The organism is Rhodococcus sp. 2H158, from assembly GCF_053764755.1.
The window spans coordinates 307290-331750 of the sequence record NZ_JBSNCE010000002.1; the positions used below are offsets into that span (position 1 = coordinate 307290).

The window sequence follows — 24461 nt, forward strand, 5'->3', positions numbered from 1 at the left end:
CTGCACGGGTGCTCTGTCCGGCTTTGACGAATGTGGCTCGGTCCTGGGCCTCGAGAAGTGGGTTCGATCGCTGGCTGTGGAGGGGCACGGGCGGGCGCGGTACCGGCGCGGGTCGTTCCCGTTCACGACCAGTCTCTTGCGAGCGGTGGACCTCTTCGTGGAACGCGCCGCGCCGGGTCGAGAGAGCGTCGAGGGTGGTGTCCGCGCATCTTCTTCGTTCGGCGCACCTGCGTGCTTTCGCCGGTGCGGCACCGCGATCTTGGCGGGCACGATTTTGTTTGTCGAAGGTCCTGGTGTCCCGTGTTGTCTGCGGCGAGCGTCTGCGATCGGCTGCGGATGCGTCCTGGTCCGCTTGCGCGACGGTTTCGTCGGGTCGCGTGTCGGTGAGAAGGGCCCTGGGGTGGGTAAGGGAAGTCCATCCGACCTCCGTGGGCAGGTCGTGAAATGGGTGCGGGTGAATCAGCGTTCACCTCGTAGTGCACCATGAGGGAGAATGCTCAACTCGATGATGTTGGTGAGGTACTTCATGGATCCGATAGCCACACAGTGCGAATTCCGCGGTGACGGTGTCACGCTTGCCGCCGACCGGTGGGATCCACCGGCACCGGGTGCCGACGGGTCGGGCGTCGACAGGAAAGGCGTGGTGCTGTTGCTGCACGGCGGCGGGCAGACCCGGCATTCCTGGCGAAACACCGGTCGCAGCCTCGCGGCAGACGGCTGGTCCGCCGTCGCGGTGGATGCACGGGGCCATGGCGACAGTCAGTGGGCGCCGGACGGGGACTACGGCATCGATGCGTTGGTCGCCGACCTGACGTCGATCATCGGCGAGCTGGAGGAGAAGCCGGTACTCGTCGGTGCCTCGATGGGCGGGATGACGTCGTTGATCGGGCAGGGGGAGAATCCCGCACTTGCTCGTGGTCTGGTCTTGGTCGATATCGCACCGAGGGTCGAAACCGGCGGCACCGCGGAGATCATGGCCTTCATGCGCAGTGGTCTCGACGGTTTCGCCAGCCTGGACGACGCGGCGGCGGCGATCGCGGCGTATACCCCGAACCGTGTCCGCAAACCCAACCCGGCAGGGTTACACAAAAACCTCCGCCTGCGTGAAGGCCGCTGGTATTGGCACTGGGATCCGGCGTTTCTTCGCCACGGCGACGAACCCACGCGTCAGGCCGACTCGATCGTGCGCTACGAACGTGCCCGGGCTGCCGCGGCCGCGATCACCGTTCCCACGATGCTCGTGCGTGGTGCACACTCTCATGTGGTCAGCGAAGCAGGCGCCCAGGAACTGCGCGAGCTGATCCCGACCGCGACAGTGATCGACGTGCCCGGGGCCGGCCATATGGTCGCCGGGGACGACAACGATGTCTTCAGTGGTGGATTGAAGGGATTTCTCGACGACGACGTGGTCGCCGCACGTCGCTGACTCCCTCGAGACCCTCGCACGTAGCCGGCCGGGGGCGCCTCTCGGGGTCTGCCTCGGTGTCGGTGGCCCCGGTGGTCCGGTGCGTCTCGAGACCGGTTGAATCCGCCCAATATCGCGCCGTTCGCTACACCCAACGCCTCGCCGATGCCGGGCGCGGTCGCCACGGTGGGCAGCCGCGGCGATTCCTGCGATAACGCCCTCGCCGAGGCGATCAACTCGCTGTTCACGGCCGAACAGGTCCGGAACAAGGGCCCCGTGGCGGTCGATTGATGACCTCGAAATCGCGGTGGCGGAGTACATCGATTGGTTTCGGATTCGAGGAGACCTGCGGTCCAACGATCTCCGGTAACGGTGGGTACCGGTCGGACCGGACCGGATGGCATTGCTCAATCGCCGAGCAGGAGCAGAGTCAGGCTGTCACGGAGCCATTGTTCGAACTTGTCGGCCGTCCACGCCTGCTCCCGGACGAGCAGTGTGTAGGTGTGGGGGTTGGACAGTGCCGAATAGGCGGCGGCGGCGTCGGCGGCGTCGAGCCCATCGCGCAGCGGTCCGTTCGCCAGAAGCATGTCGATGTAGACCCGTTGCCCGTCGCGGCGACGCTGGGCGTCCCGCCGTTGCAGCTCCGCGGCCCTGGGATCGGATGCCGCGGCCGACAGCAGGATTCGGTGCGCGACGGCGGTGCGCTCGAGGATGCCGCGGGAGAAGTGGGCGAGCATCCGCACTTGGGTCCGCTGCTCGGGGCACTGTCGGATCTCCGCGATCTCCGCGATCTCCGGCCGATCGAACAGGTCGTGCCCGTCGGCCGTTCTGACGATGGCGGGCTCGAGGATCGCGTCGAGCAGGTTCACCTTGGTCCGGAACCGGCTGTAGACGGTCTCGACCGCGGCGTCCGCGTGCTCGGCGATCGCCTCCATCGTGGTCGCCGCGTAGCTACGGGAGTCGAACAGCGCCGTGGCCGCGTCCACGATCCGCCGACCCCTCGTCCCGGCCCGGACCGCCCTGCTCAACGTGGACATGCAGCGCTGCTTCGTCGAGGACAGCCCGCTGGCCGCGCCCACCGGCCGAGAGCTCCTCGACGCGATCAACGCCCTGATCCGCACCTGCCGCGAGACCGGGGTCCTCGTCGTCCACACCGACCGCCGAACTGCATGAGGCCCTCGACGCCGCGCCGAACGACCTCGTCGTCGACAAGACCCGGTGCGGCGCCTTCCACGGCACCGACCTCGCGCAACAACTGCGCAGGCGGGGGATCGACACCGTGATCATCAGTGGCATCGCCACCAACATCTGCTGCGAGGCCACTGCCCGGGAGGCATCCCAGCACGACTTCCACGTCGTGTTCCTCAGCGACGGCACCGCGTCGATCCCGGGGCACCGCCTGGGGTAGGACCGGTTCGCTCGGCGCGGTAGGTGGTGGATGCGCGTATTCCTCGAGTGATGAGGATTCTCCGCCAGTGCAGCTGCTGACGGTCCGTAACGATGTGGGTCCGTGGGTGTCCCGGTCGAGATCGGTTCGGCAGCTGCTCGTATCGGGGGGCGTGTCTCCCATGCACACCGTAGGTAAGGGTAGGCATGCTTTACTTCTGGTGTGATGACTTCCGTACGCCATTGGCTGGCCCACTCCAGTGATCACGCGCTCGCCGCGTTCCGCATTGTCCTGGGATTCCTGTTCCTCTGCCACGGCACCACCAGCCTGTGGTCCTGGCCGGCTGAGCCTTACGGCGGAACCACTGCGCAACTCGGTGCCTGGCCGGGCTGGTGGGGTGCGGTCATCCAGGTCGTGTGCGGGTTCACGCTGCTGCTCGGATTCGGTACGCGACTTGCTGCGTTCCTCGGGTCGGGTTCGATGGCGTATGCCTACTTTTGGGGTCATCAGGGCGACGGTGCGCTACCGATCCACAACGACGGCGAGTCCGCTGCGCTGTTCTGCTGGGCGTTGTTTGTACTGATTTTCCTGGGGGAGGGGTCGTGGTCTGTCGACCGGGTGCTTCTGGACCGTCGAGATGCGGCCGCATCCGGTAACCGGCGAATGGCGGGGGCGGACACGCACGCGTTCGTCCAAGCCTGACAAGATTCGCTGATCCGGTCAGCAGTTGTGATCGGTGGCCGAGGGCCGAGCCCACGAATGGTGCCTTGGCGTCGCATGGACAGCACCGCCGGCTGCCTGAGGGTAGGCGACATCCGATCCCTGTATCCCCGGCGGTAGCGAGGGCCGCTCGCGGGGAAGGACCGTGATCCCTCGTCGAGGCGGCGGGGCGCCGGACCGCCAACGGATCGCATTCGAGGTGGGCCTGGTGCCGGGCGTACTCGGGAACGCGGGCGGCGCACCACCGCCGCACCTGAGCGATGTCCGGCTCCGGCACACCGGTTGCAACGGGCACCGGCCACGGCGGCGCTTCGTCGGATCCGCCGCCGGAGGCCACGTTGGTCAGCAGGGGTGAAATGCGTTCTCGGCCGCCTCCTCGAGCACGGTGACGGCGGTGTCGAGGCGCTGTTGGCGGCGCCGGTTCGGTTCGTGGTTGGCGTCGGCGGCCACGGACCCGATGAGTTCCTCGAGATCGTCGTCGCTCACGGGCAGGACAATGTCGTCGCCGTGGACGTACGCACCGAAGACGGCCCGTTCGCAGTCGGTATCGAGCAGCATGAGCTCACGCAGTGTCGTGGCTACCTCGTCCGGGATCCGGAGGTGGTGCACCGGGCTCCTCGGCGCCGGATGCCGACGCCGCAGGTCGAACGGTGAGTCCTGCCAGCCGGTGATGGTCCCGGCGTCGCTGCAGGCGGTGCATACCCATTCAATGGGCCCGGACGGATCGGCGCACAGCACGCTCATCCGTCCCGGACAACGGCGGTGGCCGGGGCGGCGTCGGCACGGCAGCGCACTGATCCAGCGGACCCCGCACTGACGGGCGGTGGCCGCCCGCGCCAGGGCAGCCAGCTGCTCAGCGAGGCGGTGCGCAGGGCCGGGGGCCTCGTCGGGCAGTTCGAGGAAATGACGCAGATCGCAGACGAGCACATGGTGAACCTACTCGACGGCGCTCCCTCCAGAGTGTTGCGACCAATACTCGAACCAGCCTGCCGTACCGTGTTCAGTTTTCACGTGCCGTCGACAGGGTGCGCGGTCCGCGGCGGTGCGCTGCACCCGGCCTCGATCTGTCGAGGTGAACAGCCGGACCGGCACGGCCCAGGTGATCCCCGAGCTCGGGTGCGGAACTCGAGGATGGCTGCCCCGAGATCACCGGACACTTCCCCGACGCGATACCGCTCGTGTGCTCGGGACGTAGTGCACGAACTCCACGCTGTCACCGGCGCTCGGGACCATCTCCGTGATGACGCCGCGGCGCGTCGAACCACCATCGAAGAGCCAGGCCCTGGGCGTTCTCGGGGATGTAGGGGACCTGCTCCCGGGCGCCTACCCCGGGGCTTCGCACGGCACGGCGCAGGGGTCCCCTCCAGAGCGCCGTCGGGATGGCGTCCTCGTCCGGAACGCCAGACTCCCGAGACAGGAGGTGACACGAGCCCGGACAATCCAGAAGTGCTCATGTCACTGGCAAGGCGTCTGCTGTCCACGCCGTCCCGGCTTCTTCACCGTCGACGTCGCATGCGTGCGTTCACAGCGGCCGGTCTGCTGGACGGATTGAACGGCGCAGACAGGGCACGCCGAATCCGTGTGCTGCTGCAACTCGCCGAGCACGGAACCACCGTGGCGGCCCTGACCGAGGCCACCCGGCGGGGTCAGCTGGGGTATCTGCTGCTCGACGACGTGTTGACCCCTCGCGGGGCCACCTACACGCTCGCGCAGATCTGTGAGCGGACCGGCATCGCCCGAATGGATGTGGAGCGGTGGTTTCGGTCGATGGGCCGAGGGGTGGCGACCGAGGAGTCGGCGGACTACAGCGAGGACGATCTGCGGCTGGCGCGGCTGCTGGCCGAGTACCGCGCTCTCGGTAGCGCGGACGCCGACCTGTTCGCGTTCGCCCGGATCGTGGGCCGCAACACCGCGACCCTCGCCGATACGGCCCGGTCGTTGATCCAGCGGGATCTCGACGCGGATCCCGATCATCCCGAGCGGGCGCTGCGCCAGGCCCACGAGCTGCGCCGGTTCTCCGAATTTCAGTCCCGGTTGCTCGCTCGCGCCGTCACCACCCGCCTTCGGCAGTCTCTGCGGCAGCAGATCCACGCGCAGGCGATGAACCACCATGATCCCGAGGCCCGGCAGGTCGCGGTGTGTTTCGCCGATCTGGTCGGGTTCACGAATCTGGGGGAGCAGCTGTCCCCGACAGAGTTGGGAGCGTTGGCCGATCGGCTCGATGTGCTGACCACCGATGTGGTGGCCCCGCCGGTGCGGTTCGTCAAGACGGTCGGGGATGCGGTGCTGCTGCTGTCGGCGGACCCGACGGCTCTGGCCACGGTGGCTATGAAACTCCTTGCGGCCGCGCACCAGGAGGCTCTGCCGCCGTTGCATGCCGGGATCGCGTGGGGCACGGCGGTGCGCAGCGCCGGCGATTGGATCGGACGACCGCTCAACCGGGCCAGCCGCATTGCCTCGGTCGCCGGGCCGGGCGAGGTGCTCGTCGACGACGCGGCGATGCGCCGACTGGATCTTGAGGCGGTAGCGGCCGAGCCGGCCGGTCGGTATCCGTTGAAAGGCTTCGTGGGCGAGCACGAGCTGTATCGGCTCCGGGCGGTGGGAACGCCAACCGGTGAGACGGGACGCGAGCCCTCCTCGTAGCGGCTGCTCCGCCATCACGGCGCAAGGGACCGCCGCAGAAAGATCCACTGCGCGGTCGTCGGCCATTTTCAGTCGACACCCGATACCGACGTGGTCGGCAGGGGTAGGTGAGGGAGTTGGCGGACAGCGCCTCGGCGGCGCCAGAAAATTCATGGGCAGTCGGTCGCGTCTCAATTCACTCGTTTACGTCTTGGAGGCGATGACTGATCGACAGGTGAGGGTCGAGCGCCTGACCATGCCGGTCAGAGCACGCTTCGTGAGGCGCGCCGCAGGATGTCACCAGCAGAAGATCAATTCGCAGAGGGCACGTGACCAGGAACAAAATCCTTCCACGCCACGCCACGCCACGCCACGCCACGGGATGGGTATGGCTAATTGTGGGGCTGGCGATGCTGTGGCCACGCCCGCGATTTGGGTTACACGTCCGGGCGGATCTGACCCAGCGCTGGCGTCGGCGTGCTCGCCGTAGTGGACTCGTCGGAGCTGCGCGACAGCGAACCGCCCGCCCAGAACCCGCCACCGAAAGCGCAGCCCGCACTCGCCGGGAGCGGTGATCTCGCTGCCGCGGTCGCGGCACGGCGTCGACCTCAGTCCACAACCGAAGGGGGCTTCGTCTACTTGGCTCGATGGCTGTCACGTACGGCGATGCGGTATGTCGACTTACTTGAATGCGAAAGTGCGAGGGCACAAGAGCATGTCAGGGAAATGATGTCAGCCAGGGGAAGCAAGCTATTGACCTTCCGATCGGAAGGGATTAAATTCATCGGTCAAGCGGATCCGACTCCGTGATCGGGCCCCACGCCCGCGGCGCCTCGCCGCGTGTCGTTGTCGGCAACTCGGTGCGAGGAGTGTGCCCCATATGGTTGTCAATACCATTGGTACCAAACGATTATCGAGCATGAACATCCGATTGGTCGGCGACTCGGCAATGGTATGCAGCTGTCGAGGGGCAAATTCACCTGAGAGTCGGCCTTCCAGGGTAACGACCTGGTCCCACTGCAGGACTCTCCAGTCGAGATCTGCTCTTCGGCAGAAACTCTCGCCCGATTTCCCTCGCTTGAGCTGCAATTCGCGGGCCGTCGGATCGGTACGGCGGGCGACTGGCCGGACGTGCTGGCCGCGACCAAGACGACCGAGCAAAACCTGGGTTGTCGATTCGCCACGCGGGCGGAGATCGCCGAGACCGACGTCACCGCGTTCCGCGTCGGCTGCGTGTTTGGGGACACCGAGTCCTTCATATCGCGGTATGAGGTCGCGGCGGCGAAACTGCCGGAGGGACGGAACCGCACACTCCCCGAAAACCTTGCGCTCACCTACCGATTGCTGATCGGAGCCCGCAGCGCGGGCAGGCCGCTGTTCCTCTGCGCGGATCCCATCACGCCCGCGTTGGACCTGCTGTACGAACTTGCGCGCCACAAGTCCCACGGAGTGCCGCCCTTCCAAGCCGAATACGAGGGTGCGGCGATCGCTGCCGCGGTGGGTGCCTCCTTCGGAGGGCACGTGGTTGTGACGTCGACGAGCGGACGGCATCGTCTTCGAGGCGTTGAAGAACACTGAGTCGCATGGCGACACCACGGTCTGACTGCGGCACGGCGAGCCGGTGCCCTTCGGGTCCATGACAGGGAAGGGCGTGCGGGTCGGCTCGTGCGGCGCCCTCGAGATCGTGCCGCTAGACGACGTGGACGCTGGTTCTCTGTTGATCCCACGATGCTCACCACGGGGATCCGTCGATCGCATTCATGCTCATGCGTCTGCCGGACAGGCAGGGCGGTCGTCCCGGTCGGCATCGTCTGCGACGTGGGCCGGCCCGCGTACGACGATCTGGTCAACGAGCAGATCGCGCAGGCCTGCAACCGGGACCGCGTCGGGCCTGGCCGCGGTCATCGGCGGTGACAGCTGGGTGGTGGGTCGGGCGAACGGCGGTGACCCATCTCCCATCCGGAACGACCACACGAAGGAGTAGGAAGTGATCATCGATCAAGTAGGCGTCGTGGGTGGTGGCCTCATGGGGACGGGCATCGCGCGTGTCTGTGCGCTCGCCGGCGCCGATGTCGCGGTCTGCGAGGTGGACGCCGAGCGGGCGGAGGCGGCGCGGGCACGCACCGAACGTTCGCTGCGGCGCGCCGCGGCGGCGGGCAAGATCACCGACGCAGACTGCAACGGTGCGTTGGGGCGGCTCCACTTCACAGCATCGCTCGAAGACCTCGCTGACCGCGAGCTGGTCATCGAAGCCATCGTCGAGGACGAGCGGGCCAAGACGGACCTGTTCGCCGCGCTCGACGAGGTGGTCGTCAGCCCGTCCGCCGTGCTCGCCTCGAACACCTCTTCCATCTCGATTACCAAGCTGGCCGCCGCGACCACGCGCCCGGAACGGGTTGTCGGTCTCCATTTCTTCAATCCCGTACCCGCGCTGCGCCTGGTGGAGCTGGTGCCGACGCTGCACACCCAGGCGGCGATGATCGACCGAGTCGAGCGGTTCGCCAGCGATGACCTCCAGAAGCTGGTGATTCGATCGCAGGACCGCGCGGGGTTCGTGGTGAACGCGCTGCTGACCCCGTACCTGCTGTCCGCGGTGCGCATGCTCGAGGCGGGATTCGCGGCGGCCGAGGACATCGACCGCGGCATGGTCGAGGGCTGCGCGCACCCGGTCGGCCCGCTGTCGCTGGCGGACTTCGTCGGACTGGACATCCTCCTCGCTGCCTCGACCTCGATGTACGAGGAGTTCCGGGATCCGGGTTTCGCACCGCCGCCGTTGCTGCTGCGCATGGTCGAATCCGGATTCCTCGGTGAGAAGACCGGCCGCGGCTTCTTCACCTACTCGTGATGCCCAGTTTCGAAGGAGCTTCCATGCCCTCAGCCAATTCCTACGCGGGACTCACCGTGTCCCCGAAGACGACGTGGTCGCTGACCGGTGCGTCCGGTACAGGCGGTGATGCGACCGCGCCGACCAACCTGATCTGGCCGCTGCGCCGGGCCGCTCGACTGCATGGCGACTCGATTGCGATAGTCGATGGGCCGACGCGACTGAGCTATGCGCAGTTGTGGTCCTGGTGCGAGCGGCTGGCCGCGGGTTTGGCGGGGCGCGGGGCCGTTCGGGGCGACCGGATCGGCATCCTCGGAGCCAACAGTGCCGAGTATCTCGCCGCCTACTTCGGGGTACCGGCTGCGGGTTACGTGCTGGTCCCGCTGAATGCGCGTCTCGCCGACGCCGAGATGATTGCGATCATCAATGACTGCGAGCCGGTGATCGTGGTGGCGGACGAGGCTCATCTCGCCCGCGCCGAGTCGCTGTCGGTATCGACCGATGCCACCGTCGTGGACTTCGGACGGTTGCTCGGCGAACCGATCGAGTGCGCCGCCTCGGACGGTGGGAGCGAGGTCGGTGCCCAGGATCTCGCGGCAATCTTCTACACCGGAGGTACGACGGGACGGGCGAAGGGAGCGATGCTTACCCACGGGAATCTCACCGCGAACGCGCTGCACATGATCGTGGGACTCGGCTATCGCTCCGATGACGTCTATCTGCACTGTTCACCGATGTTCCATCTCGGCGACGGGATGTCGACCTATCCGATGACCTGGGTGGGCGGACGACACGTGGTAATTCCGCGTTTCGAGCCCGCGGCCGTGGTCGATGCGATCGAGACGGAGGGGGTGACCTGTACCTTCCTGGTGCCGACGATGCTCACGCTGCTTCTCGAGTACCTGGACGGGACAGACCGAGATCCGGACCTGTCGTCCCTGCGTGTCGTGGTGCACGGCGGTGCGCCCATCGCGCCGATGCTGCTGAACAGGGCGATGGAACGGCTGGGATGCTCCTTCACGCAGTCGTATGGCATGACCGAGGCCGGGCCGATCCTGAGCTTCCTCCCCGACGAGGGCCTGCTGCTCGGCAGCCGGATCCTGAATTCCGCCGGGCGTCCGGTGGTCGGGGTCGAGGTGCGGGTGGTGCGGCCGGACGGAACGGACTGTGAGGTCGGCGAGACCGGCGAGATCGTCGGTCGGGGACCGAACTTCGCGGTCGGGTACTGGCGGCAGCCGGAGGTGACCCGGGAGCGGTTCCGCGACGGCTGGTACTGGACGGGGGACCTGGCCTATCGCGATGAGGATTTCTACCTCTACATCGTCGGTCGGGCCGGTGATGCGATCATCAGCGGTGGTGAGAACGTCTATGCCGCAGAGGTAGAAGCCGTACTTGCTCAGCATCCGGACCTGGTCGAAGCCGCGGTGATCGCGGTTCCGTCATCTCAGTGGGGCGAGCAGGTCCACGCCGCCGTCGTGATCCGGCCGGGAGCGGCGACGACCGAGGCGGATCTCGATCGGCATTGTCGCGCACTGATAGCCGGCTACAAGATCCCGCGCTCGTACGAGTTCCATACTCAGCTTCCGCGCACCGGGCCTGGAAAGATCGACAAATTGGCATTGCGGCGTCCGCATTGGACGGCGCATGGAAGGGACGTGTCATGATCACATCGGATGGTGGGGAGAACAGGGTCGCGCTCGTGACCGGTGCCTCCCGCGGAATCGGAGCGGCCTGTGCTTTGCGTCTTGCGGCGCAGGGGTACGCAGTCGCGGTGAACTTCGCGCGGTCCGGCCATGAGGCGGAGTCGGTTGTGAAGCAGATCCGTGCCGACGGCGGGCGGGCCGTGGCGATTCGGGCGGACGTAGGGGCGGAGGGCGCGGGCGAGGAGCTCGTGGGTGAGACGGTGCGTCGGCTCGGGCCACCGCTGGTGGTGGTCAACAATGCCGGGGTTCAGCGGTCCCGGGCGATGATCCGTCAGACGCGTGACGAATTCGACCAGATGCTCGACATCAATGTCCGTGGGGCCTGGTCGGTGACCCGCGCCGCGCTGCCGCACATGTACGACGCGGGCTGGGGACGCGTGGTGTTCGTCAGCTCGGTTCTGGGTGCCACCGGTGGGCCCGGCGACACCGGGTACGGCGCTTCGAAGGGGGCGTTGCTGGCGATGTCGAAGAGCCTGGCGCTCGAGGTCTCTCGACGCAATATCACCGCCAACGCGGTGCTGCCGGGAACGATCCTTACCGACATTGTCACCGACGTCGATCCGGCGGTGCTCGAAGCCAATATCGCGGCGATCGCCGCGCGGCGCGGGGGTGAGCCCGAGGAGGTGGCGGCCGTCGTCGCTTTCCTGTGCTCTCAGGACGCCTCCTATGTCAGTGGTGCGGAGGTCGTGGTGCACGGCGGTGGGTGGCTCACGCTTCCGCCGTCGAAATAGCACCGGTGGTATCGGATTCGAAACACGGAGGAAAGAACAAGTGCAGTACGGAATCGGCTTGTACACCGGGCAGGTACCCCCGGGCGAGGACCTCGGGTTCCACGACGAGTACGCCCGGATCATCGAGCAGGCGACCCTGGCCGAAGAGGCGGGCCTGGACTCGATCTGGTTGAGCGAACACCACGGGGCGAGGGACGGGTATCTTCCCTCGTTGTTGCCGATCGCGGCGGCGATCCTCGGTGCGACGACCCGGTTGGTGGTGGGGACGGCGGTGCTGCTGGCACCTTTCCACAATCCGCTTCGGCTGGCGGAGGACGTTGCGGTCCTCGACCAGATGTCGGGGGGCCGTTTCATCCTTGGGATGGGAACTGGGTGGCGGCGTAGCGAGTTCCGGTCTTTCGGGGTGAACATGGCGACCCGCGGACGGGCACTGGAGGAGACCGTCGAGATCCTCCGGCGGGCGTGGCAGGGGGGCCGATTCGGGTTCGAGGGGCGGGTGCACCGGATCGACAGCGCGATCGTCAGGCCCGAGCCCTTCACGCCCGGCGGCCCGCCGATCTGGCTCGGCGGCACGGGGCCGCGGGCACTGGATCGGGCCGGCCGCCTGGGGGACGGATTCTTCGGGGTCTGTACCCCGTTCGACCCCGCCATGGCGACCTTCTCCCAGGTTCTCGAGTCTGTGCCTGAGCACCGGCGAGCGGGTTTCTCGTTCGGCCAGCTGAGGTCCGGCTTCATCGCGGACGACCCCGAACTCGGTTGGAAGCTCACCGGGCGCGGTATGACCTACACGATGGACGTGCATGCTCGGTGGGCCGCGGAGGAAGCCGGCAATGCGGTCGAGGTGGAGACGATGCTGACCTCGGAGGACGTTGTGCGGCAGTACAACCTGATCGGCACACCCGGCGAAGTCACTGCGACGTTGCGGCCGTACGAGCAGCGCTTCGCGGCGCGCAGCGATTCTCATCTCTGTTTCCGGCTCTATCATCCCTACATGCCGCAGGATGCGGTGCTGGACGCGATCGGTACGTTCGGTAGGGTGGTGGTTCCCGCCCTGCGCACCTCGGCCGGCGGTGGGCCGCAGCCGGGGTGATTGCGGGGCACGCGCCGCACCTACTGGAGGAAAGCCCGTGCCACCCAAGCGCTCCGCCGAGCGGCATGCCGAGGTCCTCGACGCTGCCATTGAGCTGATCCGCCAGAAGGGCATCGACGGGACGAGCCTGCAGGACATCGCCGATGCGGTCGGTATCAAGAAGGGCAGCCTGAACACCTACTTCTCCTCCAAGGAGGAGCTGGTCGAGCTGATCCAGGCCAGATTCACCGAGGTGGCGGAGCGGGAGCTGCGCATCATCGGGGAGCGCACCGACCTGACACCCGACCAGCGGCTGCGTGAACTGCTCTACTTCCATGCCGAGCACTGCACCCTGCGGGTCTCCTCGCCGGTGCTGGTCGGCTTCATGCAGCTGTGGACCTCGTCCTCGTCGCCGGGTGGACGCCACCAGCCGTCTGTGGTGCGCGAGTACCAGCGCGTCTTCGAGGACGCTGTCGCGCAGTGTTCGCGTAACCGAATCTTCCGGAAGATCGATCCCGTGCTCACCGTGAACGGGCTCATGGGCAGCATGAGCTGGTGTGCATTCTGGTACAACGAGGACGAGCACGGACCGTTGCGGCCGCTTGTGGACGAGATCATCGATATGGCCTTCGACGGCCTGCGCGCGAAGGGCTGACGCGCCACGGGCACGGGCGGTAGCCGACCGCCTGCGCCCGTGGCGTGTTCTGGCGGTCAGCGCTGCGCGAGGCGGGCGCCCGCATCGAGTCGGATGACCTCGCCGTTGAGCATCTCGTTGGTGACCACCGCACAGGCCAGGTCGGCGAACTCGTCCGGGCGGCCCAGGCGCCGCGGGTGGGCGACCGCGGCCGTCAGCTGGTCCTGCAGATCGGTTGGCAGGTCCGTTGTCAGTGTGGTCTCGAATGCGCCGGGGGCAATTGTGGCGCAGCGGATTCCGTGCTGGGCGAGTTCGCGGGCGGCGGGGAGGGCCATTCCTATGACGCCGGCTTTGGATGCCGAGTACGCCAGCTGGCCCTGCTGACCTTCGAACGCGGCGATGCTCGCGGTGGTGACGATAACGCCGTTTTCCGTGTCGGCCCGCTGGTTCTTGCTCATGTGCCAGGCGGCGGCGCGCAGGACGTGAAACGTTCCCCGCAGGTTGACGTCGATCACATGGTTGAACCGCTCGGGGGCGACCGGTCCTTGCTTGCCGATGAGTCGGAATCCTCCGGCGACGCCCGCGCAATGCACGACGATGTCGACCCGGCCGAAGGTGCGAACCGTGGTGTCGAATGCGGCGTCGACCTCGTCGGGGGAGATCACGTTCGCTGCGAGGGGTAGCCAGGTTTCGCTCGGGGTGCCGGGTGGGGCGGACAGGTCCAGCGCGGCGATCCGGGCGCCGCGTTGGGCGAGCATCTGCGCGGTGGCCTCTCCTAGTCCCGCCGCGGCACCGGTGACCACGGCAACTGCTCCGGCGATCTGCATGTCATCCTCCTGTGTGAGCCAAGCCTCAATCCGATCGGAATGTGATCTACGTCTTGTTCCGAGCGGCAATCGGCGTTACCCTTCCATTCGACAGGATAACAGCCGGTGCCTCGGAGGCGAGGCTCTCGATACCTGAAATCTATTGGCCTAGAGGTCAATCCAGTCCGTCACGGCGTGGCGTCGACAATGATGGAGGATCCGCATGCTGTCGCATGAAGACAATGAACTCCTGACCCGGGTAGACGGGGAAGCGCCGATGGGGGCGTACCTCCGCGAATACTGGACACCCGCAGTCCGCTCCCAGCGGTTGATCGCAGACGGCGCTCCCGTGCAGGTCCGACTCTTCGGCGAGGAATTCGTGGCCTTTCGCGCCACGGACGGCAGGGTCGGATTCCTGGACGAGTCGTGCCCGCACCGGGGGGCCTCGCTCGCGCTGGCCCGGAACGAGGACTGTGCTCTGCGGTGCATCTATCACGGCTGGAAGATCGACGTGTCGGGCACCGTTGTCGAGGTGCCGTCGGAGCCCGCCGATCGACTGGCGGACATGGCCGACAAGATCACGATCGGCAAATACCCCACCCGGGAGGCCGGCGGCGTGGTCTGGGTGTACCTCGGGGTGCACGACGACCCGCCCGCGTTCCCCCAGTTCCCGTTCGACAAGGTACCGGCCGACCACGTGCGTGCCCTGGTCGCCGAGACGCACTGCAACTGGCTGCAGGCAGTCGAGGGGACCCTGGACTCCTCACACGTGTCGATCCTGCACCAGGCCTGGTTGGGGCAGAGTACCGGCAGCCTGGGCAAGGCGGCGGAAGACTCCGCACCACGCTACGAATCCGACGAGACGGGTTACGGCATCCGCTTCGCCGCGATCCGGCACTCCGGCGACGACCAGCATGTGCGGGTGACCGAGTTCGTGATGCCCTGGATGGCCTACATCCCGACCGGCGACGAAGATCGGGTCGCCATCATCGGAACCCCCATCGACGACGAACACTCCCGCCAGTGGTTCATTCGGTGGAACGACGACCATCCGCTCACCGAGGACACCGATACCCACTTCTGGTACCGGGACCTGACGGTGGCGCCGGACGACTTCACCGAGCTGGTCCGGTGCAAGGGCAGCTGGGGGCAGGACCGCTCGCTCATGTCCGACGGACACTTCTCCGGCTTCACCAATCTCATTCTCGAAGATGTCGCGATCCAGGAGAGCCAGGGGCCGATCGTCGATCGCTCCAAGGAGAAGTTGGGCACCAGCGACATCGCGGTCGTAAAGACGCGCCGTCTGATGCTGGATTCCGTTCGAGCACACCAAAAGGACGGGACAGTGTTCGGTCGGAAGGACCCGCTCGCCCGGCCCGGCACCGCCGGCGTGGCGATAACGATCGAGGCCACCGGAGACTGGCGTACCGCCGCGGCCGGCGAGGCCCGGTATGTCTAGCCCCGGTCGTGCCGGCTTCGCGGACTGGCAGGCGATCCGCGCCCTCACAGCAACCTACAACCGCTGTTTCGACAGGTCGGACGCGCAGGGTTGGGCGTCGACCTTCATCCCGTCCGGCCGCCTCGAGGTCGCCGGCGAGGGGGTCGCCTACGCGGGACACGACGAACTCCGCGACTTCTGCTCCTCCCGGGGATGGGGGATCCTGCACATGACCCTCGACCCCGAGGTCACCGTCGACGGTGACCTCGGCGAGCAGCGCTGCAATCTCGTGATGTTCCGGCGGTACGAAAACCGGGAGCGGCCGACGCTGCTGGCGACGGGGCGGTACACGGACACCCTGATTCGCACCCCCGAAGGGTGGCGCTTCGAGTGCCGGGTCGTCGAGTTGGACAATCGGCTGGGCTACACACCGGAAGGGTCGAAATGACATACATACCGGGTCCTCACGGAAACTCCAGCCCCGACAGTGCGGCGTCACCGGTCGACATCGTGGTGTTCGGCTCCGGCGCAGCGGGATTCGCAGCCGCGCTGGCCGCGGCCGAGGAAGGCGCCACCGTGCAGCTGTACGAAAAGTCGGAGGTGCTCGGCGGAACCACCGCGAAATCGGGCGGCGTCTACTGGATTCCCGACAACCACCTCATGCGAGAGCACGGCATCGAGGATCCCCAGGACCGCGCGGTCAGGTACATGGCACGGGTGAGCGCCCCCGAACGCTACCGCGCCGACGACGCGCTGCTCGGGTTGTCCCACTGGGAATACGATCAGCTCACCGGCTACTACCGGATCGCCTCCGAGGCGGTGGAATTCCTCCACGGCATCGGGGCACTGCGGTCGACGATCGAGACGGCACTTCGGTTTCCCGACTACCACATGACCCTGCCCGAGCAAGGGGGCGTGTTCGGGCGGGCGTTGTGTCCCGCCGACGAACACGGACGCCCGGCGGGCGGCGACGAACTCATCGCCCAGTTGGCGGCGGCCGCCGCGCGCAGCGGTGTCCGGGTCGCCACCCGGCACGCATTCGTGGGACTGGAGATCGACGACGGCCGGGTGGTCGGTGCGGTGGTGCGCGACCTGGAGGCCGAGCGTGACAGCACCATCCGTGCGGAACTGGGCGTCGTGCTCGCCGTCGGGGGCTTCACGCACGACGCCGAGCGCCGAGCCCGTCACCTACCCGCTCGGGTGTGGGGCGGATGCGCCGCGGGCACGAACACCGGGGATGCGCTCCCGGCGTTCGAGGCCCTGGGCGTGCCCCTGCACAACATGGACCGCGCCTGGTGGGACCAGGTCGCGATCGAGCACACCCGGGTGGGGGCGACCGAGACCCGCGCAGGAATGTGGGTCGCCCCGGGGGACTCGTCCCTGATCGTGGATCTCGACGGGCGACGGATCGTCAACGAGAAACAGTTCTACAGCGACCGGGCCAAGGTGCACCTCGGGCCCGACGCGCCGGAGCTGCTCGTGCTGGTCTTCGACGGCCGGACCGAGGAGCTGTTCTCGAGGGAGCCGTTCGCCTATCCGTTGGCGCTGCCCGGCGAGCCGCGGTCGCACCTCGTTTCGGGCGAGAGCTGGCAGGAGTTGACCGAGAATCTCGCCGACCGGCTGCACTCGCTCGCGGCGGTGACCGGCGGCGCCCGGCTCGGCGCAGACTTCGGGTCGAACCTGGTCGACACGGTTGCCCGTTTCAACGAGCTGGCGCGCGCGGGCGTCGATTCCGACCACGGCCGCGGGAGTGAACCGATCGAGGCGTTCTTCACCGGCGAACCGCGCGCCGGCGGCGGCCCGAATCCGGTGATGGCGCCGCTGCGCGGGCGGGGGCCGTACTTCGCGGTGCTGATCGGACTCGGGACGCTCGACACCAAGGGCGGCCCGCGTACGACTACCGACGGCCAGGTGCTCGGCGGTGACGGCGTCCCGGTGGAGGGCCTCTACGCCGCGGGGAACTGCGCGGCGTCGCCGTCCAACGACGGTTACTGGGCGGCCGGGGCGACGATCGGCCCGGCGTTGGCGTTCGGGTACAGCGCGGGGCGGCACCTGGCCTCCCGAGGGGCCGTGGAGACCGACTCCCGGATGCGCGGAGTGTCGAGATGACCTTCATCATCGGCGCCGCGTGCATCGATGTCATGGACCGGTCCTGCCTGCAGGAGTGTCCGGTCGACAGCATCTACGAGGGCGCCCGCAAGCTGTACATCCACCCCGCCGAGTGCGTGGACTGCGGTGCCTGCGAGCCGGCCTGCCCGGCGGAGGCGATCGCCTCCGATCGCGACGAGGACGAGGACTTCGCACCGTTCGTCGCCGACGCCGTCGAGTTCTTCCAATCCGTGCTGCCGGGCCGGGTGAACCCGATCGGGTCGCCGGGCGGCGCGCGAAGCACCGGGCCGGTCGGAGTGGACAGCCGCTATGTGCGCGAGCTGCCCCCGGCCGGTTCCTTTACCTAGCCGCGGCGCGGAAGCCGCGGACCACCAGAAGGAGAGACAGCATGACCAAGGTGACAGTTGTCAGTGCGCACGGGCTGGACTGGGTGTGGCGGACCGGCGGAACGATTCTCAAGTACGTCCAGGCCGGGGCGGAGGTGACCGTCGTCTGCCTGTCGATGGGCGAGCGGGGCGAGTCGGCGTCGGCGTGGGCGGAGCCGAACCAGTCCGCGGAGCGGGTGCGGGCGATGCGGCTGGCCGAGGCGGAGAAGGCCGCGGCGGTGGCGGGGGTCGAACTGCGCACCTACGACTGGGGCGACTACCCGATGATCATCGATGACGAGCGGCGCCTGGAGATGGTGCGGCTGCTGCGCGAGCTCCGTCCGGATGTCGTGCTCACGCACGGTCGCCGCGACCCCAACAATCCGGATCACGTGGCCACCGCCCGCGTGGTCGAGGACGCCGCGATCTGGGCCCGGGCCCACGGTCGCCTGCCGGAGTCGGAGCGGTTCGTCGTTCGGCAGATCCACGGTTACGAACCGGAGTTTCCTGAGTTCTGCGACTTCCAGCCGGACACCTACATCGATATCAGCGATGTCGCCGAGCAGAAGCTCGAGATGATGCAGTGCTCGCAGGTACAGCAGTTCATGATCGAGGTCTACGAGCAGCGGGCGCGTTATCGGGCGATCATGGCCGGGCTGCTGCTCGATCGCAAGGTCACCCACGCCGAGGCCTTCGAACGTTTCCTGCCCGCCGCGGGAGGGTTGTTCTGATGGACAACTTGCCCGTCAGCCCGTCGATCGTCGACCGTGTGGACCGGCGCGTCGGCGCGCACGCGGCGGAGTTCGCCGAGCTCGGCGTCGCGACGGTGCACGAATCACAGGGGCGCAGCGGGCTCATGGATCCCGCGATCAAGCCGCTTGTGGCTGGCTCCCGCGTCGCGGGACCCGCGGTGACGTGCCTGAACCATCCCGGGGACAACCTGATGTTGTTGGCCGCGCTCGACCTGTGCCGGGAGGGGGATGTCCTGGTCGTCGGGAACCTGGCGCCGTCCACCGCCGGCATGGTCGGTGAGATCATCGGCAGCATCCTGGTGGCCCGTGGGGCCGCGGGTCTGGTGGTGGACGGGGGCGTGCGCGACATCCGTGAGCTCCGGCGGCTGCCGTTGCCGGTGTGGACCAGGACCGTGTCGGCGATGGGGACCACCAAGGGCGGCCCGGGGTGGGTCAACACCCCGGTCGTCGCCGGCGGGACAACCGTGCGGCCGGGGGACCTGGTGGTCGCCGACGACGACGGTGTCGTGGTGGTTCCCCGCGAGTCGGCCGACGAGGTCTTGGCCCGTGCCCGGGACCGGGCCGAGCGGGAGTCGCTGCTGCTCAAGGATATTGCAGACGGTCGGTGGCCCGGGTTGTCGCCGGAGTTGCGCGAGCAGCTGCGCAGGCTCGGCGTCACGCGGATCCCCGGCCCGCACTAGGACAATCACTCCCGAGAGGTGTACTCATGCGTTTGTGTTCGTTCCTGTCCGGGGAGGTCGCGCACGCCGGTGTCGTCGGCGTCGATGATTCCGTCCTCGACGTGACCCGGATCGTCGAGGCCCGAGGTGACGATCTCCCGCGGACGGTGGCGGGGTGGGTCGAACTCGGCTCCGCCGGGATCGACCGGCTGCGTCGGCTGTGTGCGGAGTCGTCCTCGGACTATGTCGCCGGTGACGTCGGTGATCTCACGCTGCTGGCGCCGATGGGGCGACTGGCGCGCAACGTGATCTGTGTCGGTGCCAACTATCGGGAGCACATCGAGGAGTCCGTGCGCGCGGTGGGAGAGATCGACGTGCCGGACGCGCCCGTGTATTTCACGAAGGACGTGCGCAGCGTGTGCGGGCCGTTCGACGACATCAGCTGGGATCCGGCGGTGAGCACGCAGCTCGACTGGGAGGTGGAGCTGGCCGTCGTGATCGGGCGCGCAGGCCGCAACATCCGGCCGGCGGACGCGCTCGGGCACGTCTTCGGTTACGCCGTGTTCAACGATGTCAGCGCCCGGGACGTCCAGCTTTCCCGGAATCAGTGGTGGAAGGGCAAGAGCATTGAGGGTTCGTCGCCGTTCGGTCCTTTCCTGGTGACGAGCGACGAGATCGCCGATCCGCAGGATCTCGAGCTCACGTGCTGTGTCGACGGCGTGGAGACGCAACGTTCCACGACCAAGCTGATGATCCACGATGTCGCGGCCCTGATTGCGGATCTGAGCCGGACGTTGACGCTCGAGCCCGGGGACGTCATCAGTACCGGGACCCCGGCCGGGGTCGGATTGGCCCGTATCCCCCCACAGTGGCTTGTACCCGGGTCCGTTCTCGAGAGTGAGATCACCGGGCTGGGCCGACAGTGCAACCGCGTCGTCGAAGCTGGAGTGTGAACTCACATGGCAAATCTCGTCGGTGTTTTCGGTACCTCTCACAGTCCCGCGTTGATCACTCCGGTGTCCGACTGGCCGGCTCTGGAGCCGAACATCGCGCGCCCGGGGCTGGACCGCCTCGTCGGTGACGTGCGTGACCTCTGGGACGCGCACGAGGCGCGCTTCGACGCCGCCACGGCGACGCTGCGCGCGGCTGTTCTCGCGGTGGAGCCGGATGTGCTCCTGATCGTAGGCAGTGACCAGGGCGAGAACTTCGGTCCGCGGTCCGCGCCCGTGTTCGAGATGTATCTCGCCGAGCATCTCGACGCGAGCGCGGCGAACCGGCGCGACGAGGGACCCGATCAGTTTCGGATCTCCGTTCCGATCGCTCGAGATCTCGGTGTCGAAGTTCTGAAATACCTGTGCCACAATGGCTTCGACATCGCTCACACCTCGGAGACCGTCGACGAGTACGGTATCGGACATGCGGTGACCTGGCCGATGCGCTTTCTCGATCTGGTCGATTCCGGGCTCGCATTGTTGCCGGTGGTGACCAACGTGTGGAATCCGCCGAACGTGCCGAGCGTGGAGCGGTGCGTGGCCTTCGGTCAGGCACTGCGCGCGGCGATCGACGCGGCCCCCGCACAATCCCGGGTCGCGGTGCTCGCGTCCGGTGGGCTGAGCCACCTCGTGCTCGACGAGGAGCTGGACGCTCGGGTCCTGACCGTGCTGCGCTCGGACGACATCGGCCTGTGGGGGAGCATCGGGGACGACGAGCTCCGACTCGCCCACGACAAGCACGGCCTGCCACTGCGCCTCAACGGCACGGCGGAGATCACCGACTGGATCATTGCCGACGCCTGCGCGCAGACCCCCGCCGACATCATCGACTACGTGCCGGCGTACCGCACCCAGTCCGGCTACGGGGTCGGCATGTGCTTTGCCCAGTGGAACCTGCCGACCTGATCCGCACCACGGCGTAATCCTTCGGCGGACTACATGTTCGCAGCCTCGCCCGAGGAAGACGTCGGACTCCAGTCGCCGGTGCGGCACTGTTCCCGGATCGTCGTCGAGCCGCCGACGAACATCGAGATTCGCACCGAGAACCCATACGCACACTTTCCACGCTCTGCTCGCCGAGGTCGTCGTCGCACGCACCCTGGGACGGGACGAGCGCACACCTCGCACAACACCAGCTGTCACACGTCGACGCGGGCGCCGCCCGCCTGAATGTCAACTGTCCCATCAGAAAGGACTCACCCATGTCACTGAACGGATATCACGGCTCCGACGACGACATCCTGATCGAGATCGAGAACCGCATCGCGTGGATCACCTTCAACCGGCCGGATGCGTTGAACGCGTTCGGGCCGGCCCAGTTCCACCGTCTCGCCGACCTGCTCGACGGCGTCTCGGTGAACCCCGACGTCGGCGTCGTGGTGCTGACCGGCAACGGGCGCGCCTTCTCGGCCGGTGGCGACGTGCGGGAGTTCACCAAGAAGGGCCTCGTCGACACCGGGGTGTATGCCCTGCGCGCGATGACCTCCATTCGATCCTGCCGCAAGCCCGTGATCGCGATGGTCAACGGGATCGCGGTCGGCGGCGGTAACGAGCTGGTCATCGCGGCCGACCTCGCCATCGCGGCGCGCAGTGCTCGGCTGGGTCAGGCCGGCACGATGATCGGCGCGTGTCCCGTGCTGGGCGGTACGAATGTCCTGCCCCTCCAGATCGGCGAAAAGCGCGCGAAGCAGATCGTCTTCTTCAGCGAGAAAGTCCCGGCCGAGCAGGCGTTCGAATGGGGTTGGGTCAACGCGGTCGTCGACGACGCCGACCTGAAGTCGACGACCCGCGAGTGGGCCGAGCGGTTGCTCGCGCTGCATCCGCAGTCGCTCCAGATCGCGAAGGCGGGCAGCAACGTGTGGTGGAATTACTCCTACGACACGATGGTCAATGGCCTGGACATGATTGCGATGGGTGTGCCGGCCGAATCCGTCGACGAGGGACGGGACGCCTTCCTGGCCAAGCGTCCGGCGGACTACTCACCCTGGCACTGATCTCCCGTCCTCTCCCGTGGTTCGCCCCCGTCGCACGGAAATGGGTACGGTGCATGACCGGTGTGCGATCTCGATGCTGATCCAGGCGCTGCTGGCGGCCGTGCCCCCGATGCTCCCGCGGTTTTCCGGTCGGACTGCGGGGCATCGGGAACGGTGGGGTCGACCGCGTCGGCTGAATCGCCGGAATCAGGCCCCTCGTCGTGGCGGACGGTACGGCGCGTTCGACTGCGGTGGGGTAGTCGTGTACCCGCGGTCGTCGAGCTGGTGCTCGGGCTGCGACTGTCGATGTTCGGCGAGCGGACCTGATCGCTGGAGGACAGCGCTGCCGACGTCGATCAGGGTGACCGGTTCGCCGACAGGTGCGAAGTGGTGCGCAGGATTGTCACGATGGCGGTGACCGGCGCCGAGTGGACCGGACGCCGGAGGATGCGGGTGACTGCGGGTGGGCTCGGATTCGACGACTTTACGTCGATCGGAGCGGCCGACGCTACGTCGAGCCGGTCTCCGGCCGGGGCATCGGCTATCCGGAGTCGGTCGATCCGGGCCTCGTCCGGAGGGGTGTTGCCCATGGACCAGTCGGTCCTGCGCACCTGCACGATCCGTTCCGTCCAGCCGCGGCCACGCGTTCTGGCTTTCGGGTGTGGCTGCGTCGCGGCACTGACCCGGGCGGCGGCGGCGGGCATATCCGCAATCTCGCTGTGCGGTCTGATCACTCGGATCAACAGGTACTGTTGGCCGGTCGGGTGTGCCGGACCGCGCCGGCGCTCGAGCGTGCACTCACCGACACCCGTTCGCCGAGAGTACGCCTGACGGCAGGCGCTGCCGGCGCCGACGCCGGGTGCGGGGATGCGGAAACGCGCCTCGAGTCTTGCTCGGCATCATGCCGCTGGTGCGGTGGTCCGTGGTCGACTCGGTTCCCGCCCGTCGGATTGGTGAGGCAGCTCACATTTTCTCATTGACCTTCCGATCGGAAGGGCTTAATGTCGGATCCATCGCCCGAATCCGGGACACACCATTCACCGGCTACCGGCCTACCCAATCTGGGGGAGCAGTGGACACAAGCAACAACGATTACAACAACCGCTATGTCGCCACCCTTCATGATCCCGACACGATTCACCGCGAGATGCGGGCCAAGTGTCCCGTCCAGCACAGCGAGACCCACGGCGGATTCTGGGCGTTGACCCGCTACCAGGAGGTCGACGCGGCCACCCGGGACACCGAGCGGTTCTCCTCACTGCCGACCATCACCTTGCCGTCCGTCGGCGCGCCCCGACCGTTCATTCCGATGGAGTCCGATCCGCCGCAACACTCGAAGTACCGCTCACTTCTCAACGTCGTCTTCAACGCCCGCCGATTCGCAGAGCTCGAGGGCGAAATCCGCAAGCACGCCGTCGAGCTGATCGAACGCTTCACCGCCGCCGGCGAAGCCGACCTGGCGCGGGACCTGGCATTCCCGCTGACGACACGGGTGATCACCTGGCTGCTGGGAATCCCCGACGAGGACGTCTCCCGGTTCAGTGACTGGTCTCTCGGTCTGGTCTCCGTCGCCTCGCCGGAGGAGGGCCTTGCACTGCAGATGGAGATCCGCGACTACTACGTCCGCCACATCACCGCCCGTCGAGAGAATCCGACCACAGACCTTGCCAGCCATCTGCTTTCGTCGACCATCGACGACCGCGCGGTCACCGAGGAGGAAGTTCTCGACATCTACCTCTCCCTCACCGGGGCCGGCGGCGAAACTACCGCAGCAGCAGCCAACCACATCTTCACCCTGATCGATCGTCACCCCGAGCTCCGCTCACAACTGCAGGCCCACCCCGAGATGCTGACCTCGGCAGTCGAGGAGTTCCTGCGCTACATCACCCCGGTTCCCGGCTTCGCGCGCACGACCACGTGCCCGGTCGAGGTTGCCGGGACGGTGATCCCGGAGGGCGAACGAGTGTGGATGTCGTGGCTGTCCGCCAATCACGACGAGGCGGCCTTCGACGAGCCGGCCAAGATCCTCCTGGATCGAAGGCCGAACCGGCATCTCGCATTCGGAGCGGGCGTGCACCGATGCCCGGGCGCGCCGTTGGCCCGGATCGAACTGCGCATCATGGTCGAGGAAATCCTTGTCCGCATTCCGGACTACCGGCTGGCGGATCCGAGTGCCGTTCAGATTTCGGAGGGGCAGACGCGGATCATCCGCTCGCTGCCGATCGTCTTCACGCCGCAGCGCTGACCCCCACCGGTGCACGTCGCCGGGCGC

General features: G+C 67.4%; 24 protein-coding genes and 1 pseudogene. 21 read left to right on the forward strand and 4 right to left on the reverse strand.

Translation table 11 applies throughout. From position 1 onward, the window contains the following. The first annotated feature begins 526 nt into the window (after positions 1-526). A complete protein-coding gene (locus tag ACWPOB_RS03220) occupies positions 527-1426 on the forward strand; it encodes an alpha/beta fold hydrolase (protein ID WP_455399907.1) in 900 nt (299 codons plus the stop codon). A gap of 144 nt (positions 1427-1570) precedes the next feature. After that, entirely contained in the window at positions 1571-1696 is a 126-nt protein-coding gene (locus ACWPOB_RS03225) for a hypothetical protein (protein WP_455399867.1), read from the forward strand. 116 nt (positions 1697-1812) lie between these two features. Here the strand turns inward: ACWPOB_RS03225 and ACWPOB_RS03230 are convergent, their stop codons facing one another. Beyond that, on the reverse strand, positions 1813-2391 hold the full coding sequence (locus tag ACWPOB_RS03230) for a helix-turn-helix domain-containing protein (protein ID WP_455399868.1): 579 nt from the start codon (positions 2389-2391) through the stop codon (positions 1813-1815). 49 nt (positions 2392-2440) lie between these two features. On the opposite strand from ACWPOB_RS03230, the pseudogene ACWPOB_RS03235 reads away from it, so the two are divergent. Then, a pseudogene (locus tag ACWPOB_RS03235) lies at positions 2441-2813 on the forward strand (cysteine hydrolase family protein). Positions 2814-3017: 204 nt separating this feature from the next. Continuing rightward, positions 3018-3494, forward strand: coding sequence for a DoxX family protein (locus tag ACWPOB_RS03240; RefSeq protein WP_455399869.1), 477 nt, complete (start codon positions 3018-3020; stop codon positions 3492-3494). 360 nt (positions 3495-3854) lie between these two features. Here the strand turns inward: ACWPOB_RS03240 and ACWPOB_RS03245 are convergent, their stop codons facing one another. Continuing rightward, positions 3855-4439 (reverse strand): hypothetical protein, encoded by a 585-nt coding sequence (locus ACWPOB_RS03245; protein ID WP_455399870.1) that lies wholly within the window; start codon positions 4437-4439, stop codon positions 3855-3857. A gap of 519 nt (positions 4440-4958) precedes the next feature. Between ACWPOB_RS03245 and ACWPOB_RS03250 the strand changes: the two genes are divergently transcribed. From ACWPOB_RS03250 to ACWPOB_RS03280, 7 genes are all read left to right on the forward strand, one after another. After that, positions 4959-6155: an adenylate/guanylate cyclase domain-containing protein gene (locus tag ACWPOB_RS03250; RefSeq protein WP_100055318.1), complete on the forward strand. Its 1197-nt coding sequence runs from the start codon at positions 4959-4961 to the stop codon at positions 6153-6155. Between the two features lie 1110 nt (positions 6156-7265). Beyond that, a complete protein-coding gene (locus ACWPOB_RS03255) occupies positions 7266-7712 on the forward strand; it encodes a hypothetical protein (RefSeq protein ID WP_455399871.1) in 447 nt (148 codons plus the stop codon). 409 nt (positions 7713-8121) lie between these two features. Continuing rightward, positions 8122-8979 carry a 3-hydroxybutyryl-CoA dehydrogenase gene (locus tag ACWPOB_RS03260; protein WP_455399872.1) on the forward strand — a complete coding sequence of 286 codons (858 nt, stop codon included), beginning with the start codon at positions 8122-8124 and terminating at the stop codon, positions 8977-8979. A 56-nt stretch (positions 8980-9035) separates the two neighbouring features. Beyond that, entirely contained in the window at positions 9036-10622 is a 1587-nt protein-coding gene (locus ACWPOB_RS03265; RefSeq protein ID WP_455399873.1) for a class I adenylate-forming enzyme family protein, read from the forward strand. After that, on the forward strand, positions 10619-11392 hold the full coding sequence (locus tag ACWPOB_RS03270) for an SDR family NAD(P)-dependent oxidoreductase (protein ID WP_065922144.1): 774 nt from the start codon (positions 10619-10621) through the stop codon (positions 11390-11392). Before ACWPOB_RS03265 ends, ACWPOB_RS03270 begins: the two co-directional genes overlap by 4 nt. 40 nt (positions 11393-11432) lie before the next feature. After that, positions 11433-12482, forward strand: coding sequence for an LLM class flavin-dependent oxidoreductase (locus ACWPOB_RS03275; protein ID WP_455399874.1), 1050 nt, complete (start codon positions 11433-11435; stop codon positions 12480-12482). Between the two features lie 37 nt (positions 12483-12519). After that, complete coding sequence (locus tag ACWPOB_RS03280) at positions 12520-13116, forward strand: TetR/AcrR family transcriptional regulator (protein WP_455399875.1); 597 nt, start codon at positions 12520-12522, stop codon at positions 13114-13116. Between the two features lie 56 nt (positions 13117-13172). On the opposite strand, the gene ACWPOB_RS03285 is transcribed toward ACWPOB_RS03280, so the two are convergent. Next, positions 13173-13922, reverse strand: coding sequence for an SDR family NAD(P)-dependent oxidoreductase (locus tag ACWPOB_RS03285; protein WP_455399876.1), 750 nt, complete (start codon positions 13920-13922; stop codon positions 13173-13175). 256 nt (positions 13923-14178) lie between these two features. Between ACWPOB_RS03285 and ACWPOB_RS03290 the strand changes: the two genes are divergently transcribed. From ACWPOB_RS03290 to ACWPOB_RS03330, 9 genes are all read left to right on the forward strand, one after another. Next, positions 14179-15360 carry a Rieske 2Fe-2S domain-containing protein gene (locus ACWPOB_RS03290; protein WP_455399877.1) on the forward strand — a complete coding sequence of 394 codons (1182 nt, stop codon included), beginning with the start codon at positions 14179-14181 and terminating at the stop codon, positions 15358-15360. Continuing rightward, complete coding sequence (locus ACWPOB_RS03295) at positions 15353-15787, forward strand: nuclear transport factor 2 family protein (protein ID WP_100055324.1); 435 nt, start codon at positions 15353-15355, stop codon at positions 15785-15787. The genes ACWPOB_RS03290 and ACWPOB_RS03295 overlap by 8 nt, the downstream gene beginning before the upstream one ends. Then, positions 15784-17448: an FAD-dependent oxidoreductase gene (locus tag ACWPOB_RS03300; RefSeq protein WP_455399878.1), complete on the forward strand. Its 1665-nt coding sequence runs from the start codon at positions 15784-15786 to the stop codon at positions 17446-17448. The genes ACWPOB_RS03295 and ACWPOB_RS03300 overlap by 4 nt, the downstream gene beginning before the upstream one ends. Next, positions 17445-17795, forward strand: coding sequence for a ferredoxin (gene fdxA, locus ACWPOB_RS03305; RefSeq protein ID WP_455399879.1), 351 nt, complete (start codon positions 17445-17447; stop codon positions 17793-17795). The genes ACWPOB_RS03300 and fdxA overlap by 4 nt, the downstream gene beginning before the upstream one ends. 41 nt (positions 17796-17836) lie before the next feature. Then, positions 17837-18544 carry a PIG-L deacetylase family protein gene (locus ACWPOB_RS03310; RefSeq protein ID WP_065922151.1) on the forward strand — a complete coding sequence of 236 codons (708 nt, stop codon included), beginning with the start codon at positions 17837-17839 and terminating at the stop codon, positions 18542-18544. After that, positions 18544-19245, forward strand: a complete 702-nt coding sequence (locus ACWPOB_RS03315; RefSeq protein WP_100055326.1) for a 4-carboxy-4-hydroxy-2-oxoadipate aldolase/oxaloacetate decarboxylase — start codon at positions 18544-18546, stop codon at positions 19243-19245. The genes ACWPOB_RS03310 and ACWPOB_RS03315 overlap by 1 nt, the downstream gene beginning before the upstream one ends. Positions 19246-19271: 26 nt before the next feature. Next, positions 19272-20177: a fumarylacetoacetate hydrolase family protein gene (locus ACWPOB_RS03320; protein ID WP_455399880.1), complete on the forward strand. Its 906-nt coding sequence runs from the start codon at positions 19272-19274 to the stop codon at positions 20175-20177. A gap of 51 nt (positions 20178-20228) precedes the next feature. Next, positions 20229-21122 (forward strand): DODA-type extradiol aromatic ring-opening family dioxygenase, encoded by an 894-nt coding sequence (locus tag ACWPOB_RS03325; protein WP_455399881.1) that lies wholly within the window; start codon positions 20229-20231, stop codon positions 21120-21122. 296 nt (positions 21123-21418) lie between these two features. Beyond that, entirely contained in the window at positions 21419-22210 is a 792-nt protein-coding gene (locus ACWPOB_RS03330; RefSeq protein WP_100055329.1) for an enoyl-CoA hydratase/isomerase family protein, read from the forward strand. A 335-nt stretch (positions 22211-22545) separates the two neighbouring features. Here the strand turns inward: ACWPOB_RS03330 and ACWPOB_RS03335 are convergent, their stop codons facing one another. Then, entirely contained in the window at positions 22546-22893 is a 348-nt protein-coding gene (locus ACWPOB_RS03335) for a hypothetical protein (protein WP_455399882.1), read from the reverse strand. Positions 22894-22955: 62 nt separating this feature from the next. On the opposite strand from ACWPOB_RS03335, the gene ACWPOB_RS03340 reads away from it, so the two are divergent. Continuing rightward, positions 22956-24434 carry a cytochrome P450 gene (locus tag ACWPOB_RS03340; RefSeq protein ID WP_455399883.1) on the forward strand — a complete coding sequence of 493 codons (1479 nt, stop codon included), beginning with the start codon at positions 22956-22958 and terminating at the stop codon, positions 24432-24434. Positions 24435-24461 lie beyond the last annotated feature (27 nt).

Coding starts and splice junctions, on each gene's coding strand:
- fdxA (WP_455399879.1), top strand. CDS start 17,445: ATGACCTTCATCATCGGCGCCGCGTGCATCGATGTCATGGACCGGTCC.
- ACWPOB_RS03335 (WP_455399882.1), bottom strand. CDS start 22,893: ATGCCCGCCGCCGCCGCCCGGGTCAGTGCCGCGACGCAGCCACACCCG.
- ACWPOB_RS03310 (WP_065922151.1), top strand. CDS start 17,837: ATGACCAAGGTGACAGTTGTCAGTGCGCACGGGCTGGACTGGGTGTGG.
- ACWPOB_RS03290 (WP_455399877.1), top strand. CDS start 14,179: ATGGGGGCGTACCTCCGCGAATACTGGACACCCGCAGTCCGCTCCCAG.
- ACWPOB_RS03295 (WP_100055324.1), top strand. CDS start 15,353: ATGTCTAGCCCCGGTCGTGCCGGCTTCGCGGACTGGCAGGCGATCCGC.
- ACWPOB_RS03300 (WP_455399878.1), top strand. CDS start 15,784: ATGACATACATACCGGGTCCTCACGGAAACTCCAGCCCCGACAGTGCG.
- ACWPOB_RS03240 (WP_455399869.1), top strand. CDS start 3,018: ATGACTTCCGTACGCCATTGGCTGGCCCACTCCAGTGATCACGCGCTC.
- ACWPOB_RS03270 (WP_065922144.1), top strand. CDS start 10,619: ATGATCACATCGGATGGTGGGGAGAACAGGGTCGCGCTCGTGACCGGT.
- ACWPOB_RS03330 (WP_100055329.1), top strand. CDS start 21,419: ATGTCACTGAACGGATATCACGGCTCCGACGACGACATCCTGATCGAG.
- ACWPOB_RS03285 (WP_455399876.1), bottom strand. CDS start 13,922: ATGCAGATCGCCGGAGCAGTTGCCGTGGTCACCGGTGCCGCGGCGGGA.
- ACWPOB_RS03320 (WP_455399880.1), top strand. CDS start 19,272: ATGCGTTTGTGTTCGTTCCTGTCCGGGGAGGTCGCGCACGCCGGTGTC.
- ACWPOB_RS03315 (WP_100055326.1), top strand. CDS start 18,544: ATGGACAACTTGCCCGTCAGCCCGTCGATCGTCGACCGTGTGGACCGG.
- ACWPOB_RS03220 (WP_455399907.1), top strand. CDS start 527: ATGGATCCGATAGCCACACAGTGCGAATTCCGCGGTGACGGTGTCACG.
- ACWPOB_RS03225 (WP_455399867.1), top strand. CDS start 1,571: ATGCCGGGCGCGGTCGCCACGGTGGGCAGCCGCGGCGATTCCTGCGAT.